Source organism: Wolbachia endosymbiont (group B) of Xylocampa areola (genome assembly GCF_964028205.1).
In the GTDB taxonomy this organism is placed as follows: Bacteria; Pseudomonadota; Alphaproteobacteria; order Rickettsiales; family Anaplasmataceae; genus Wolbachia.
The window spans coordinates 552865-569538 of sequence record NZ_OZ034771.1; the positions used below are offsets into that span (position 1 = coordinate 552865).

The 16674-nt window shown below is 32.9% G+C and carries 15 protein-coding genes; 4 read left to right on the forward strand and 11 right to left on the reverse strand.

Going from position 1 to position 16674, the window contains the following annotated elements:
- Positions 1 to 250 precede the first annotated feature (250 nt).
- Genes ABWU35_RS02695 through rseP form a run of 5 tightly spaced genes read right to left on the reverse strand, consistent with a single transcriptional unit; the run spans position 251 to position 7818 of the window.
- The gene (locus ABWU35_RS02695) at positions 251 to 3319 is read right to left on the reverse strand and encodes a WPE palindromic element domain-containing protein (protein ID WP_012481976.1); all 3069 of its coding nucleotides are present in this window, start codon (positions 3317 to 3319) and stop codon (positions 251 to 253) included.
- 45 nt (positions 3320 to 3364) lie between these two features.
- Positions 3365 to 3796 (reverse strand): 3-hydroxyacyl-ACP dehydratase FabZ, encoded by a 432-nt coding sequence (fabZ, locus tag ABWU35_RS02700; protein WP_006014455.1) that lies wholly within the window; start codon positions 3794 to 3796, stop codon positions 3365 to 3367.
- Between the two features lie 4 nt (positions 3797 to 3800).
- The gene (locus tag ABWU35_RS02705; protein WP_007302414.1) at positions 3801 to 4361 is read right to left on the reverse strand and encodes an OmpH family outer membrane protein; all 561 of its coding nucleotides are present in this window, start codon (positions 4359 to 4361) and stop codon (positions 3801 to 3803) included.
- Entirely contained in the window at positions 4362 to 6695 is a 2334-nt protein-coding gene (gene bamA, locus ABWU35_RS02710; RefSeq protein ID WP_264685516.1) for an outer membrane protein assembly factor BamA, read from the reverse strand.
- Between the two features lie 7 nt (positions 6696 to 6702).
- A complete protein-coding gene (gene rseP / locus ABWU35_RS02715; RefSeq protein ID WP_007302416.1) occupies positions 6703 to 7818 on the reverse strand; it encodes an RIP metalloprotease RseP in 1116 nt (371 codons plus the stop codon).
- Positions 7819 to 7917: 99 nt separating this feature from the next.
- Here rseP and ABWU35_RS02720 point away from each other — a divergent pair, with 99 nt between their 5' ends.
- Positions 7918 to 8184, forward strand: a complete 267-nt coding sequence (locus ABWU35_RS02720; RefSeq protein ID WP_019236875.1) for a succinate dehydrogenase assembly factor 2 — start codon at positions 7918 to 7920, stop codon at positions 8182 to 8184.
- Here the strand turns inward: ABWU35_RS02720 and ABWU35_RS02725 are convergent.
- The 3 genes from ABWU35_RS02725 to ABWU35_RS02735 are packed head-to-tail and all read right to left on the reverse strand — an operon-like array spanning position 8162 to position 10473.
- Positions 8162 to 8479, reverse strand: coding sequence for a cell division protein ZapA (locus ABWU35_RS02725; RefSeq protein WP_007302417.1), 318 nt, complete (start codon positions 8477 to 8479; stop codon positions 8162 to 8164). The genes ABWU35_RS02720 and ABWU35_RS02725 overlap by 23 nt on opposite strands.
- 43 nt (positions 8480 to 8522) lie before the next feature.
- Positions 8523 to 8801, reverse strand: coding sequence for an HU family DNA-binding protein (locus tag ABWU35_RS02730; protein WP_007302418.1), 279 nt, complete (start codon positions 8799 to 8801; stop codon positions 8523 to 8525).
- Positions 8802 to 8820: 19 nt separating this feature from the next.
- The gene (locus ABWU35_RS02735) at positions 8821 to 10473 is read right to left on the reverse strand and encodes a 30S ribosomal protein S1 (protein WP_007302419.1); all 1653 of its coding nucleotides are present in this window, start codon (positions 10471 to 10473) and stop codon (positions 8821 to 8823) included.
- Between the two features lie 103 nt (positions 10474 to 10576).
- On the opposite strand from ABWU35_RS02735, the gene trmB reads away from it, so the two are divergent.
- Positions 10577 to 11221, forward strand: coding sequence for a tRNA (guanosine(46)-N7)-methyltransferase TrmB (trmB, locus tag ABWU35_RS02740; protein ID WP_007302420.1), 645 nt, complete (start codon positions 10577 to 10579; stop codon positions 11219 to 11221).
- A 208-nt stretch (positions 11222 to 11429) separates the two neighbouring features.
- Here the strand turns inward: trmB and ABWU35_RS02745 are convergent, their stop codons facing one another.
- Both ABWU35_RS02745 and terL read right to left on the reverse strand, forming a co-directional pair.
- Positions 11430 to 11951, reverse strand: coding sequence for a pyrimidine dimer DNA glycosylase/endonuclease V (locus ABWU35_RS02745; RefSeq protein WP_007302421.1), 522 nt, complete (start codon positions 11949 to 11951; stop codon positions 11430 to 11432).
- Positions 11952 to 12073: 122 nt separating this feature from the next.
- Positions 12074 to 13471 carry a phage terminase large subunit gene (gene terL, locus ABWU35_RS02750; RefSeq protein ID WP_012481978.1) on the reverse strand — a complete coding sequence of 466 codons (1398 nt, stop codon included), beginning with the start codon at positions 13469 to 13471 and terminating at the stop codon, positions 12074 to 12076.
- A 61-nt stretch (positions 13472 to 13532) separates the two neighbouring features.
- On the opposite strand from terL, the gene ABWU35_RS02755 reads away from it, so the two are divergent.
- Complete coding sequence (locus tag ABWU35_RS02755; protein WP_007302423.1) at positions 13533 to 13745, forward strand: hypothetical protein; 213 nt, start codon at positions 13533 to 13535, stop codon at positions 13743 to 13745.
- A 34-nt stretch (positions 13746 to 13779) separates the two neighbouring features.
- On the forward strand, positions 13780 to 14622 hold the full coding sequence (locus ABWU35_RS02760; RefSeq protein ID WP_264684859.1) for an alpha/beta hydrolase: 843 nt from the start codon (positions 13780 to 13782) through the stop codon (positions 14620 to 14622).
- A gap of 731 nt (positions 14623 to 15353) precedes the next feature.
- Here the strand turns inward: ABWU35_RS02760 and ABWU35_RS02765 are convergent.
- Positions 15354 to 16670 carry a hypothetical protein gene (locus ABWU35_RS02765; RefSeq protein ID WP_264685514.1) on the reverse strand — a complete coding sequence of 439 codons (1317 nt, stop codon included), beginning with the start codon at positions 16668 to 16670 and terminating at the stop codon, positions 15354 to 15356.
- Positions 16671 to 16674: the final 4 nt, after the last annotated feature.

Here is a 16674-nt window from a genome sequence, read left to right on the forward strand (position 1 = left end):
TTGCATATTAACCACTAGTTAAGCTAATTACCATATAATTATATCAGGGTTTAGAAGGTTATAGAGAAACCGGTCAGATTAGGTTTTTAATCTAATCTGACCGATAGCTTTAATAGTGAGGTAAGCTTTAATATAGCACTCCTAATTCACAGTGCTACACTCGTGCATAATTTATTTTTAATTTGTGCACGAGCGTTAGTAAATTATTTACTTTTTGAAATAAAATTTGGCATCACTTTAATATCCAGACTTAGTAAACCTCAGTAGGGCTGCCAGTTGGACCCATAAGAATTACTTGTTCACCTTCTTTAAAACATTTACATAAATTAGTGGAACCGCCAGTTTCAAGCACAATAGTGGAAATAATTCCTTTTTTTTTGTCTACTTCAGTGCCGGTTACAGCTATACCTTCCATAGCAAGGGTTGTATTATTGACTTTTCTGCTATTGATTGCAAAATTTTGCAACCTAAAGAATTGTCCGGGTTTAAAATTTTTTGCCGCAAGTGGTGCTTTGATCACTATTTCCACAACTTTGTCAGTTAAATATTGAATTTTTATAATCTTTGCGGTGAATTGCTCTTTGATTCTATTAAAAAATTTTTCGTTAGCCAGGTGTTCTGATATTATTCCAGCGCGTGACGCTTTAGTGTACAAATGCTGCAATTTGTAGGTAATTCGCATAGTAGGTGGTGTTATGCAAGTAGCTGACACTGGAATCCAGTTCTGACTATACAACCATCTGATGTACTCATTCAAAATTAAGTTTTCTGGATCCCAGTGTCTGGGCACTGGAATGACATCTTTTTTGGTGAAAGTTACTCTTACATTACAACATTCATACAAGTGTGCATATGACTCCGAGATTCTAGCTGGAGTGGGAGAAATGAAGCTAACTCTATTCAAAAGCTGAGAAATGATAGGGTAGCCGTTCTTAGCACTTGCCATAGCTTTCACGACGCTGCCGCTATACGAAGGGTGAAGATCACCAAAAAAGCTAATTGTTTTATTGTCTTGCTTATATACCAATATCCTGTCTTTATCCTGCATCTTAGGAGAAAATACTGGATCTATTTCTTTTCCTAATGAGTTTAAATGAATAAAATATCCATTACTTAGTTGAAAATGCTTTTTATCTTCTGTTGCAATAGCCGTGTTTGGTTCAGTGCCTGCTGCTATGAGAATAGAGCGTGCTTTGATACATTTAATTTCGTGGGATTTTGTATCAATCAGTTTTATCAACTCAGCATGATTATATTTGTCTGTAACAATTTCAATAGGCTCTAAGTTTTCAATGAAGTAGATTCCTTCTGACAATGCATTTTGCACCTCTTCGCTATTTAATCGATAGCTCGGTGAATCTTTTAGCTCTTTTCTGTATATAATTTTCACTCCCCCGAAGCTCTTAGTTAGTTCCAATATTTTTGCTTCTCTATTCTCTTTTTTTGCTAACTCTTGCTCTGCTTGGATCAATTTTGCGTGCGATATAAGCTCATTTGCAATTTCATATTCTTCTTCCGTCCAATCTTTTTCAACATATTTCTTTCCATACTTATCAACTAATATCTCATAACGAAGAAGAAATTTTTCTACTTGAATTGGATAATATGCTAAAGCTTCAGTGGCAGTATCAATTGCAGTGAGTCCTGCACCTATGACAACTATCGGCATGCGAACTTGCAGATTTGCTATGGAGTCGAACTTAAGAGCACCGGTAAGTTGTAATGACATCAGAAAATCAGATGCCATGCGCACTCCGCGAGCCAGCATATTCTTTATTTTGATCATTCGTGGCTTGCCAGAGCCAAGTGCTAGTGCGATGTGATCAAAACCCAAGTTGAAGGCATCATCAACATTAATCGTGCCATCAAAACGAATGCCTCCATAAAGTGCGAAATTCTCACGCCTTTCCAGTAGTAATCTAATAATCTTTAAGTAATTTTTATCCCATCGGGAAGTAATGCCATATTCTGCCACCCCACCAAACCCATCTGCCATGCGTTCACTCAATTTTTCGTGTTTGAAATCTTTAATTAGCTGAAAATTATCGATCAAAGGTTCAATCTTTAGTCCATCAATGGCGATAACGTTATGCCCATCGTTTAATAAATGATGAGCTAAATTAAAACCCGCAGGACCAAGTCCTACAACTAGAACGTTTTTTCCAGTATTTTCTTTTGGCAATGGACGCTGAAAATTTAAAGGATTCCAACGGCTAAGCAGAGAATATATTTCAAATCCGTACGGCAAATTGAGTACGTCGTCCAAAATCCTTGTTTCAACCACTGGCACATTTACAGGCTCTTGTTTCTGATATATGCATGAGTTTATGCAATCATTGCATATTCTATTCCCAGTAGCTGCACATAATGGGTTATCTATCATCACAATTGCAAGACTTGCTATGCTATATCCTTCGCTTTTTACCAAATTCATTTCTGATATTTTCTGCTCTAGTGGGCAGCCGTGCAGCTCAACTCTAAGTGGAGACTTTTTGAAAGTGTTGTCATCATTGATTAGCCCCTTTGAGCAGCTGTCCTTACTTTGCTTATGACAAAATATGCAGTAGTGAGCATTATCTAGTGCTTTATTCAAACTCACCTTTTTGCTTGTTAGATCAAAACCATATCTTCTTTTCACCTCATTTGAATACAGAACCTCAACCTCGTCTACTTCTTTTTTCAAGAATGATACGAGATTTTCGTAATCAATTTTCTTATGTATGCTAAATAGTATACTCTGTTTATTTTTTACTCTCCAAACTGCATATTGAGCCGCAAGTTCTATTTCTTCTTTGTGATCCTCTTTATTTTCAAGCCAACTCATTACCTGCTCAGAAAAGTTTTTTTCTGTTGTCGGTAAAGTAATGAAACTATTTAATTTGTTAGTGACATAATCAATATTTGCTACATCAGTGTATTTCTTCAATGCATAACGCTGAACAAATAATCTTTTGCATCTGTATATTACAGCAAAGTCATTGTGTTTTTCCTTTAACTCTTCTACTTCTTTTTCAATATTGAAAAATTTTGCAATAAATTCATCAAGTAAATGTGAGAGATCCATTATTAACTGGCTATTACAACCATCTTTCATCCAAGCTGGAATCCATCCTTCTTGTTTTCTGGATTCCAGTGTCAAGCACTGGGATGAACACTGGGATGACATCGAAGAAGAAGCTGCTTTTTCTCTTGCTTCAACTAATGAATAAAACAAGCTTTCATCGCACGATTTTATGTAATCCAAAAACGCCTTATCTAACTTTATTAATTCATTACGAGTGTATAAGTTTGAAAATGAGACTTTGAAATTCAGTTGCATCTTTATACTATACAGTGTACATACTGTTTCTTATAGATGAAGATTTTATTTATCTTGCAGTTTTGCTAAGATTGTTGCTCCTGCAACCTCTTCTTTTCCAACAGATGCAACACACTTAAATTTGTATACACCTAAACGCAAACCTTCAAAGTTAGATTGAAGAATTAAGGTATCTCCTGGAGTGACTGGCTTTCTGAATTTTGCGTTTTCAATGGACATAAAGTATACAACTTTATTTTCTACTGTTTTTTTACCGAGAACACATATAGCAGATGCTTGAGCTAAAGACTCAATTATCAAAACTCCTGGCATTATCGGATGGCCAGGAAAATGACCAATAAAAAATTGCTCGTTGAAAGTCACGTTTTTAATTGCTTTTATACTCATACCAGGATCGCATTCTATGACCCTATCTACTAAGAGAAAAGGATAAGAATGTGGTAGTATTTTTATAATATCATTGATATTACATTGCATAAGTCTATTCAATGTTTTGCAAAGCAAATTCGGGTATTTCCTTGTTTACATTTTTTAATACTACATCCGATAAATCTACTTCATCCATAGAGTATAAAACTTGATTCTTTTTTGAAATAAATAGTACCAAATCTATGTTGTTTTTTTCTGCTGTTCTTTTAGCAACTTCTTTTATCTTGTTAAAGACACTTTCTACTGCTTCTCTATAATTTTCTTCTAAATGTGACATTTTCTTAGCGTAATTATCCCTAACACTTACAGTATGCTTACTAAATTGTTCTGTCTTTTCTTTTTTTGCTTCTTCTGACAAAAGGTCAAATTCTTCTTTCGATGGCTTAAATTTTTCTAACTCATTTTCAAATTCCTTCTGTAATCTAGAATTCTGCTCCTTTATTTGTTGTTGTATATTTTGCAGAGCCAGAGATTCATTGATAACCTTATCACTATCAATAATGGCAGCCTTTGTATTAAGCGTGCTCTGAGGTTGATACCCTACAAACTTATACCCCACAAATAAGGAAATAATTAAGGCAATAACTGATGTAAATAACTGTATATATTTCATTTAAATCCCCGCTTCAATAGAAATTTTAACGTTTGTCGATGGTATTATGTCATAAGCTTCCTTTACTAAAGGAAACCCAAAATCTAATCTAATTCTACCAAAAGGAGAAGGCATTGAAAAGCCAAAACCTGGTGATACTCTTATAAGCTTACTATCGTAATATTTCCCACTATATCCCTTCTTTTCATCTAAACCAAAAAGTGTTGCATAGTCAACAAATAGTGAGCCTTTGATACCAGCATAGTCGTATAATTTAGATAGTGGAAAATCTACTTGCTGTGTTAAATTAAAATAAGTTTTGCCTCCCAATGAGCTTTGATTTTTGTCTTCTGCTCTTGGTCCAATGCCGGAAAGGTCAAATCCTCTAATCTCATTGCCACCTTTAAAGAAGTGCTGGCCAATGTTTAGATCTTCATCGGTATAAGAAAAAATATGACCTGCTGCTACTTTAAAGCGCAGTGTTATATCATCATCAATTTTGCTTAATATAGGATGTGTATAAAAAGATAAGAATTCAGATTTTAGGAAATTTACATTTCCCCATAATCCTGAAATATCCTGACTTAAACGCAATAAATATCCCTCTTTAGGAGTATAGAGGTTATCCAGTTTATTGTACGCTAACGTGTATCCCACTGATGAAACCTGATACTCACCTTCTTGATCTCTTATTATCTCAGAGATATCCTCATCTTTTCCACCCTTATTGTCCATGTGTATGTGATTATACTTATAAGAATATTGAAAGGAATTGGTTAGATTTTCTGAGATTTTATATGATACTTTTGCTATTCCTCCCCAGTTGCAGGTATCGAAAGTAGTGTTTGGTTTGTCTTGTTTTTCATAAAAAACACCCATGCCTAGTGAAGTATCAGAGTCGTTAAAATTATTTTCAACAGCGTCTATACTAGTAGAAAGAACATATTGACTTTTTTCAAGAGCAAAAGATACTTCTTTACCACTACCAAATAAATTACGATCTGTGAAATCGGTTTTAACAAATACTCCACCAGGAAGAGACATACCACCTGTTAAAGATAACGAGGCAGTTCTTTTTTCTTTAACATTTAAATCAAGATTCACTGCATTGTCATCCACTATATAACTATTTATTTTTACTGTTTCAAAAAAATCGCTATATATAAGTTTTCTACGTGATTTTTGAATCTCAGATGTGTTATATGCGTCGCCTTCTGCCATGCTAAGTTTTCTTCTAATTACTTTATCTAAAGTGCGGTCATTGCCATCAATAGTAATTTGGTTTATATAAATCTTTTTACCTGGTAGCACTTTGTAAGTTACATCCACAATATTGTTATGTTGTGTATATTCTGGATTAACTTTTGCAAATATATATCCTTTTTCGTTTAAATGTTTACTTATTTTTTCTGCTGTATTGTTAATTTTAACTCTATTAAATATTTGATTATTTTCCTCTTTGATAAATTCTAATATTTCTTCCCTTAAACTTAAATCCTTAATCTCAGTTTCAATATCAACTTCATTATTTCCAAATAAGTATTGCTGCTTTTCATCAATCAAAAAAGTTAACTCTATTTGGTTATTATTATCAACCTCAACAATTGGTTGGATATTATTTTGAATATATCCCTTAGATGAATAGAAGCGATCAAGCAGTTCTGTGTTAATCAGTAGATATTGAGGTGAATAATGAGTTCCGCTTTTAAAAATGGCTCTAAATAACTTACTAAATATATCATTGCTATGCCTTTTGATAACTTGCTCTAACTCATTTGCTGAAAAGTTTTTATTACCTATAAATCGTAAACCCTTAATTTTAGAAGTTCTTCCTTCTTTTATCTTAAAAATTAGGTTTATCCTATTGCTACCAAGCTTATCTAGCTCATATGCAATTTTAACACCAATTTTACCACTGTTCCTATAAAGAGTAGCTAGATTTATTAAATCGTTTTGTAATTTTGTTTCAGTGAAAATAGTTAGTGATTTTGACTGGATAACGTTATTTAGCAACTCTTTACTGTTAAATAACTTATTGCCTTTCAATATTACTTTGTTAATCAATGGATTCTCATGAATTTTTACTACTAAGTTTTTTTCATCATCGATATAGGCGTTAATACTAGCAAATAACTTTGTTTTATATAAATCTTTTATAACTGAATCTACATCATCATCATTTATATGATTACCTGGTTCTAATTTTGTATAAAACCTTATTGTTTGATCACTTACTCGCTCATTGCCAATATACTTAATATTTTTTATCTGTACTTTTTCCTTATTTTCTAGAGCAACAAGTAGAGTGGGAAAAGAAATAAATATTATTATTAGTATGTGAAATAACTTTTTCATATGTATCTTAAAAAAGATGCCTAATATCATTTGTGATTGCAACTGCCATCAACAAAAACAGTATGGTAGCACCAAAAGTGGCTGCATATTTTTGATATTTCAAACTCAAATCTCTACGTATAACTGCTTCTATAATATAATGAAATAAATGCCCACCATCTAGTAGTGGTATTGGCAGCAAGTTAATTGCAGCTAAATTCGCTGAAATAATTGCCATAAAATATAGAACCATAATAAGTCCCTTTTTAGCTGATTGCCCTGAATATTTTGCAATTTTTATTGGCCCACCTATTTCATTTATACTCCTTTTACCAACAACAATTTGAAAGAGTGCTTTGATTGTTAAACACATAGTGTGGTAGGTTTCATTCACTGATAGGCTAGCAGCTCCAAGAAAAGATGACTGTTTTAACCCTATCATATTAATTGAGGTAATTCCTATAGTTTTTCTTTCTATTATGTTACCAAAGACATCTCTATCCTCAACTGTAAACGGAGTTAGAATAGTTCTGTACTCTTCGTTATTTCTGCTATACTTAATTTCTATTCTTGTTTCAGGGTTGGACATTATCACGCGTGAAATATCTTCAAAGTATTTTATTTTGTACTCATTGATCTGTGTAATAGTGTCACCTGGTAATAGGCCAGCTTGCTTTGCTGCACTTTCTTCAATTACATTACCAATTACTGGTGGAGTACGATAATAACCTGCCACGCTGAAAAATATTGTGAAGGCTATAACGGTAAATATCATGTTTGCAAAAGGCCCTGCAAAAACTATTGCTGCTTTTTGATATCGAGGTTTTGTATGGAATGAGTATAATTTTTCTTCTTCAGTTAATTTTTGTTGATCAACAGGAACGCTTGCTGCATTAGTATCCCCTAACATTTTAACGTAACCACCCAATGGAAAGGCACTTAATTTCCATCTAGTTCCAGACTTGTCGTTAAAACCAAAAATTTCAGGACCAAAGCCTATAGAAAAAGATTCAACTTTAACCTTGCATGCTTTAGCGACAATATAATGCCCACATTCATGCACGAATACTATGATAGAAATTATTAAAGAAAACGATAAAAAATAATATATTCCAGCGCTAAGTTGATGAGAAATTAATTCCACCTATGTTTTAAATCTTAATCAAACGTTGAGTATATTAAAATGCGCCTTGCTTGACAAGTATTTAGTTTAGTCTTTAAATTAAAAAAAAGTTTAATGACAATGATAGATATCTCCTTATTAAGAAGAAAACTGATGTATAGGAGTTGGCATAGGGGTTGTAAAGAAACTGATATACTTTTAGGGCATTTTGCATTGAAATATCTTGATAAATTTTCCTTAAGTGAACTAATCGAATACGAAAAAATAGTTGATCTTGATGATTGCGAATTATATTGTTACATAACTCGTAAGAGACTTCTCCCCCCTGATTTGAGTAGTGAGGTAGTCGATTTGATTGCTTCCTTTAATCACTTATGCACCCAATAATCTTGTTTACCCTATCTAATACTTCAGCATATTCTACTCTTTTTTCCTCCTTATACTTTTTGCATTCTTGATTTATTTCGTCTAATCGCTTTGTTAATTCTAAAATTTTGTCTTCGAGAGTCAATGCTGCAAGTAAGAAATTTAATGCATCTGAGCCCTTACCTCCAGTTCTTTGAGATATGGAGCTAACTAGCTTGTTGAAGCTATTAGCAAGTTGTAATAAATGGTCCTTCTTTTTACTTTCGCAAGATATTTTATATGTGTTATTATGTATAACTATTTCTACTACTTGCATATGATGCTATATTGTACAACTTTCAAATTTACAATATAGATTTTCATTCATTTATCAAGAGGGATAACTTTTTACTGCTACGAAAATAAGTTTTAAAGTATTGATGTTTTGCAACCTTCTGTGACGTCAAATTACTTGCTTCTTTCAAGTTATAGCTTCTAATTGAAAAAGAACCAAACCCCCTGATTTCAACTCTATTATGATATTTTAACGTGTTTGAAAACACTCGAAAAAAACTATCAACTATGGCTGCTATAATAACCTTATCTAACAAAAGGTTTTTTTTTGCCACTTTTGCTATTATATCAGATTTCGTTGCCATTTATATGAAGCACAAGAAGTTATTTGGCAGATAATATTATATTATATTTTTCAACACCTACTACTTCAACTTGTATTTTTTCTGATATAGAAAACTTTTTATTTTCTGGTAAATGCTCTTGATCTACTAAAAGGGTTACATTGTTCTCAATTTCAACGATTAGACCATTTTCCTCTCTCTTACTTACAGTAACCTGAATTTTATCCCCTACTTTAACTTTCTCTATCAGTTCTTCAAGAGGATCATACTCTATTTGTTTTACTCCAAGATAAATTCTTGTCCGATCTACGTTAGCCCTTATCACTTTTGCTTCTATTTCATCACCTACATTATACTTTTTTATCTCATCTGAATTGTTTTTCGACCAACTTAGATTTTGCATATAAATTGTTCCTTCTACGTCCTCAGATATCTCAGAATTATCAAAAGTCACAGATATTTGTGAACCATTGTTGCTTTTAACTTTACCAGAAACAATAGAACCAAGAGGATATTTATCAATAAATACTTGCCAAGGATTCTCTACGCACCTTTTTGTGCTTAAACTCATCTTATTTTTAATAATGTCAATACCGAGAATTTTTACATCCACTTCTTGTCCTATTGTTACAAAACTACTAATTGGTAAATTACTCTTGCTCCAAGTTATTTCTGATGAGTGTACCAAACCCGCAATCCCAGGTTTAATCTCAACAATGAATCCACAATCTTTTATACCCGTTACACATCCTTTGTGTACGCTGTTAATTGGACATTTTGACTCTAGATCTTGCCAAGGATTGTCTCCTAATTGTTTTACACCCAGGGAGATTTTTCCATTTTCTCTATCTATTTTTATAATTTTAGTTTTTATATGCTGACCATAAGAAAAAATTGCAGATGGATGACTTACATTACTCCAAGAGATATCTGTAATATGTAGCAGCCCATCTATAACTCCCACTGTATCTGATTCATGAATGCCAACAAATGCACCGTAGTGAGTGATGCTTTTTATTTTGCCTTCTACGACATCACCTTCATTTAAAGATTCTAAAAACTTAATTTTTTCACCAGCATGCAATTTCTCTAATACCAGCTTTCTTGATACTACAATATTCCCCTGCTTCTTATCCATTTTAAGCACGATGAATTTTTGTTCAGTTTCAATAAGGTGATTAGCATCTTTTATTTGCTTCAAATCCACATGACTCAGCGGTAAAAACGCACTTATTCCATCACCAAGATCAACAATAAAACCGCATTTAATTGAGCGTTTAATGATTCCTGTTACTTCATCTTTTGTAACTGCGCTTTCTTCCAATTTATTCCATTTTTCGTCTCTGATTGCTTTCTCACGACTAAGAACAACATTACCATGGTAATCTTCAATTCTTTCAACATAAACTCTAATTTTCGAGCCAACAGTGATATCATCATTACAACTGAGCTCCTTAATCAGAATTCTTCCGTCTGACTTTAAACCAACATCAACCACAATATCATTAGAATTTCTTCTTGTGATTATACCTTCTACCACATCTCCTTCTTTAATTTTGTTAGCAAAAGAATCTTCACAAAAGTCATTGTCTTGATTATCAAATTGATCTTGAAATATCTCTTCTATGAACCTATTTGATGATAGCCTCTTGATAGCAACTGTACTTTCCATACCTTTTAATTTTAACTTCATTAGAACTCATATATTATATAATATTAATAATTAGTGACAAGTAAATTCTCATTAATTCATTTCGAGAATTGTTTAAGCTATAAAAGATTAAGTTATGTAAGATATGTTATCTAGGAATAATAATTGGATTAGGTCATTTTCCAGAAGATCTAGGTTGAAGTTGAATGTTTTGGAGAAGTATTCTATTAAAAACAGCAAGGAATCTATAAAAAAGATCGTAGACTTACAAAAAAGAATACGAGTAGAAATAGGTTTCGGTAATGGTGAAAATATGCTCCATCAGGCATTCAATGAATCTGATCTATTATTTATAGGATGTGAGCCTTATTTAAAGGGGGTCTCTTCCTTGCTAAAAAGCATAGAAGCACACAGCATAAAAAATATTTTAATATGGACAGAAGATGCAAGAGAATTAATTGCCAATTTTCCTGACAACAGTGTTGAAAAATTCTTTATTCTCTTTCCAGATCCATGGCCAAAAAGAAGTCACAACAAAAGACGGTTAATTAATACGGAATTTTTAAATTTATTAGCAAAAAAAATACTTGTCACAGGTGAAATATTTATTGCAACTGATCATCAGGATTATGCAGAGTGGATAGAGTTACATATAAAGCAGTGTAATTTTTTAACCTATAAGGAAGATAGTTTTGCAAATTATACCCCAACAAAATACCACAGAAAAGCGCTAGAATATCAGCGTAAAATAAAGTTTTTTAAAGTAAATGTTATATCTAAACTGACTTAGATTTACCTCTGCTTGTTAGTACAGATGTGTACATGACACTCTATAGTGCAAGTAGCCTACCATATACTGGGAATAACAGTTTACTGAATTCTTTAATCTCACAAATAGAAAGATCAATAAACTTGATAAACATCAACATTATCAGCCAGCATTGCTTTTGCAACTTCAATTCTACCTTTTTTATGATCGGTTTGGATAATTTTATAACCTATAGCATTTTGTCTAGCAACCAATCTGGTGCTTCTCTACCTTTTTCCCACTTAGCAAATCTCATCTTTTCTTTTAGGTAATATTCTCTATATGCTTCTATTGGGTTATTACATTTATATCGATCAGGTAACGCTTGTGTAAAAGCTTGTATATCAGCTGATCGAAATATTAGCAAATCCTTGTTATTATCGCACCAATCTATAACTTCTTCGGATTTATGCGTTCTTTTGTATCGCAAGCTATATTCTATACACAATTCTTTTCCATGTTTTATTAACCAATCAAAGTTTCCTTTTGATTGTCTAGCCCATAAAGAACAAGGATGGTTTTTGTGAGTAAGTTTATATGGAACTTCTATATTCTGGTTTGTAATGCTGACTAAAGGATTTGGCTCTTTTAATGCTATTGAAAAAACACTGCTAAGCAATTGAGCAGTTTCTAGCGGCATTTTTACTATGTGCTTATCGCATAACATTTGTGCTGCAGTTACAGGATTTTCGTCTAATATAAAGATATTCATCTAAGCACCCAGAGATAGAATTTTTGCGTAGTATTTATTTCAATAAACCCTAAAATATCATTCAGAAAATGGATAAAACTCAGTTAAAAAAATTATACACAATTCCGAGGAACCTTTTCAAGCTACAATGAACGTATAGCTACCACTCTAGCAATATTATTTCTCACCCACTGAAGATATTGCACGGTACTGTCTACTTGATCGTCGTGACGGATTTCTGGAAACATTAAAATCTCATACTCAAAGTCGCTAAGCCATACTGCTTGGTTAGGGAGAAAAACCCGCTCAGATTCTATAATTGGGACAATTCGGTGAAATCGAGTTAATTTGTCATCATGTGGTACTATTTGAATAATAGGTAAATCACTGTTTTTCCTGAGCTCCTGAACCAATTGCTGACCGCTTGCTTTTGCTTCGATTAAAATTGCGTGTGGCTTCCACCTTGCAGCCAGCGACAGAACTTTCTCTTTAAGTTTTGGATATTCAAGTTTTGCGCGATATACATCGAGTAAATAGAATGTATTATCTACTTTTGTCCAGGTAGTGCAGACACTAAAGTCACTTGTATTGTTTGTTGAAATTGCAGTATCCCAACTTTGTGTTACATGCAAGAGGCTATCAGGAAAATTTTTATAGCGCTTCAACCACTCTCGTTTAATTATAGCACTTGAAAGTGGTAGAGGGTTTTGTTGGTATTGAGCAGCAAAACCATAACTCCCAAGTTCAGCTTTTATCATCTCAATTTCTTCTTTTCCTTCAGTTAGGGAATACAACAATTGACCTTCTTTTCTTGAGTATATTTCCTGTTCATGCTCTGGAATATGATTATTAACTGAATAAATAATCTCCTTATCTTCAGCTATTATTGGTAAACAGACATGATGCCATATGTTTCTTGGTTTACAGAGGAGGTGACCAGTTAAATCTTCTAAATGGAGTCTGTGCATCACAAGAACGATAACTCCTTTTTTTCTGTCGTTGAGCCTGGTTACTAAAGCCTGATCAAACCAGTTTGCAGCACGCTTTCTAAATGTTTCGCTCAAAGCTTGTGCGGGACTTAGTGGATCATCCACGATAATGAAATCTCCACCTTCACCGGTTAATGTTCCCCCAACTGATGTTGCAATCCTACATCCTCTTTGCACTGTTTGAAATTTATATTTAGTGTTTTGATCTTTGCATAATTCTACTTTCGGAAATAGCTCTCTATACCAATCAGATTGCATTATGCACCTGGTATCGAGTGAGTGCTTTTCGCTGAGGAGCCGAGAATAACTTGCAACTATTATTCTTGCAGTTGGCTGATTTCCGAGTATCCATGCGGGCCATGCAACACTTACACAAATAGACTTCATTGAACGCGGAGGCATATTGAATATTATTCTTTTCACTTCACCTGAACTTGCCGCTTCAAGCCTATCCGCTATGACTTTTATATATTGATAATCATTATACTCACACCCCGGTACTACCGTTTGAAAGCATAATTCAATGAATTTTAAAAAGTTTATATTGTTCATAAAATTGAGATTTTGTTGATTTTTTAAGATTTTTTTGTATAATTATAGTGAGAGTTAAAATATGAAAGAAACAAGAGAGCAAACTGAGAGAGAATTTATAAAAACTCAAAACGGGATAAAAATAGAGACAATTACGCTTCTTGGTAAAAATCAAAACAATAATCGAGGTGAAAAACATCTGATATACTTTATTGGTGGAAATAGAGCGTTAAGCCCTGGTAAAGATTATTCCCAAAATTGGAATTGGGCCACAGAGCAATGTACATCTTTTTAATTATCCTGGACTTGGTTTAAGTAAAAACAGTTCATTGATACGTAGCAATAGAGTTAAATCTGGTATAGCAGTTGTAACTAACTTATTGGAAAAAGGTATAAAGCCAGATGATATCATATTGTTTGGAGACTGCCTAGGTGGACATGTGGCTGCAGAGGTTCATAAAAATTTTAAGTATAAGGATATACATTTAAGATGCATCGTTAGCAATGCTGCAAGTTCACTTAAACAAGCTTCTCTTTATTATTTTGGATTCATAGCAAAATTAAAAATTTTTCTTGCTCCGATAATCAAATTGGTACTAAAGATTTTTGGCTGCCACTGGAAGACATATAAAATCGTAAATTCAATTACTCCTTATACAATGTACTTTAATCGAGAGGGAGATAAAACGATAAAACAGCCAGCGCAACTTGCAACAGAAATAGAAAAAATAGATCAAAGCGGTAGAAGAAAAGATTACCAAAAAAAAGAAGTATTTGAAGATTTTGAGGAATATGAAGAATTTTTCAAGCAGTATACAATATTAAGAAAAAATGATGAATATATTGATCCTAAAAAAGCTGAGAAAGATATACATAAATTGCCAATTACGTGCTTAAAATCTTCCAACAAAACTGATTACACTTTTCCTGAGCTGATTAATTTATATATTCAAGCGACAGATGAATATTTTTCTAAACATGGCTCACTAAATAATGAAGAGAAAGTTAAAGCATTTAAAGAAAGTAAATTTTATAAAGATTTTTCAAGCTGTAAAAATTCAAAGGACTTTTTGCATAATTACATGAAGAAGCAAGAGATGTCATTTCAGCATGTGACAATAGAATCTGGGGAAAAAAGACCTTTCTTAACAAGTCAAAGAAGTCTAGGGTAGCGAGCTTTAAACTTTTGACGCATATGCTTTTTTCAACATTTTAGCCATCTGTATCTGTTCAGATGCATGCAAATATTGAAACCAGTGTTTCTTTTCTTGTCATCCGAGTACTGGGATCCAGAAGAATGAATTGTGAACAAATAGCTATACGATATTTTCAATGAAGTTACAAAAAAGCTGGATTCCACACTGGAATGACACCGTCATAAACTGCTAGGCCTTCATAATGTCATTCCAGTCCTCATAGTGTTTATCCCGGCCTTCATAATTTCATCCCAGTGTCCTCTTTCTCTTATCATCCCAGTACTTGATACTGGGATCCAGATGCATGGCTAATGCTGAAACCAATACTCCCTTTTCTTGTCATACGAGTACTGGGACCCAGAAGACTCAGGTAATAAGAACTAGATTCCAGCGCCACGCGCTGGAATGACACCGTCATAAACTGCTAGGTCTTCATAATATCATACCAGTACTGGTATCCAACTAAATTGGTGAACACTTTACAGCATTTTTGATAGAAAGAACTAGATGCCAGTGTCAAGCACTGACCCATTTTTTCCTTAAGTTTTTGCAGCTTGTGTTCTATTACAAAACCACTGCGTTACTAACGAGCGGCAAAATGGTAGCGAATCTAAACTAAAAAAATACATTTTTACACTGCTTGAAAGTCTACTCGATTCAATTTTAAAAACAATTATTGAAACAATTATAATATACTTTGTGCGTGGTTAAGATAGCTCTGGAATAGTATAAAGAACTATGTCATCATTGAAGAGAAATTCATCTGTTGTTTTGTACTCTTTATTAATTTTATAAGAATCATAAACATCGTAATCTTCTTTTGTATGGTAATCACAATATTGAAACTTACCCTCTTTATTGAAAAAGCCAAATTGATCAATTAATGTAGCCATTTTCTCACGTTTTGCTAATTCAAATACATCAGCTGGGCAGTGGCCTGAAGAATCTTGATTAGTAGTTCCTTTTGCAATAAAAAAAGATGGTTTATCGTTAAGTAACTTGCAGAAATTTGGCTTATATCCCTTTTTCATATAGTTTAAACTTGTATACTGGTATTCATCTGGAACATTTGAGTATTGAGAATCATACTTTTTATGTTCAAAAAACTCATTACCTAAGAAATTACAAAATGTTAATTTATAATCATCATTATTACTAGACTTAACGACTTTAAGATAATGAAAGTTTCTAGGAATTTTTATCTCTTCTTCTGTAACGTGATTATGTATGACCAATTGGTCATCAAGCATGCAGTAACCTATTTTTGGTAAAGTAGCTACAAGCTTACCGTTTAACATGATATCTGCTTGATAGATATTATCCGATAATTCTTTTCCCTTTTGCAAAGTAAAATTCTGCCCTGCCTTAGCTGGTGCACTGCATTGCTCAGTTTTAGTTAAGTTTTTTATTATTGTTGATATCTCACTAATTTCTAATATATCATGCTCATTTTTTGTGTATTGATACTTATAGCAACTACCATCTTCACATACTGGAAGACATTTTCCTTCTTCATCTGATATATAGATATAATCACCTTCTATTGTAAAATAAAGTCCACCTTTTTCTTCTTGAATTTTTTGTAGTACTGGGTCATTTTCATCGTTAAAATTGATAAAATTGAGTACTCCAGTTATATCTCTACCAGACAATTTGAGGCCAAAGTTAGGACTATCTTTTATGTTGTAAAGCGAAATCAAGATAGGTTTTGATTCAAGCTTTTCTATAATATTGTTTCTATTTGTACTTATTATAGCTTCTTGTTCTACAATAAGATCCTCTTTAATAGAGTTTCCACTTTCATCAGATCTTTCTGCCTGCAGGGGTAAGTTTTCTTCATATAAAGATATTTTATCTCCCTGCTTCTTTAACTTCAAACCATTAATATTCTCTACTTTAATTGTACCAATATGTGAATTGATAACCTTACTATTTTTGTTTAATATATAATATTCAGCAGGAAGTTTAATCAATTTTTTATAGAGCGGATTTTTATCCTCTATTTTAAATATATGTTTTTCCATGATA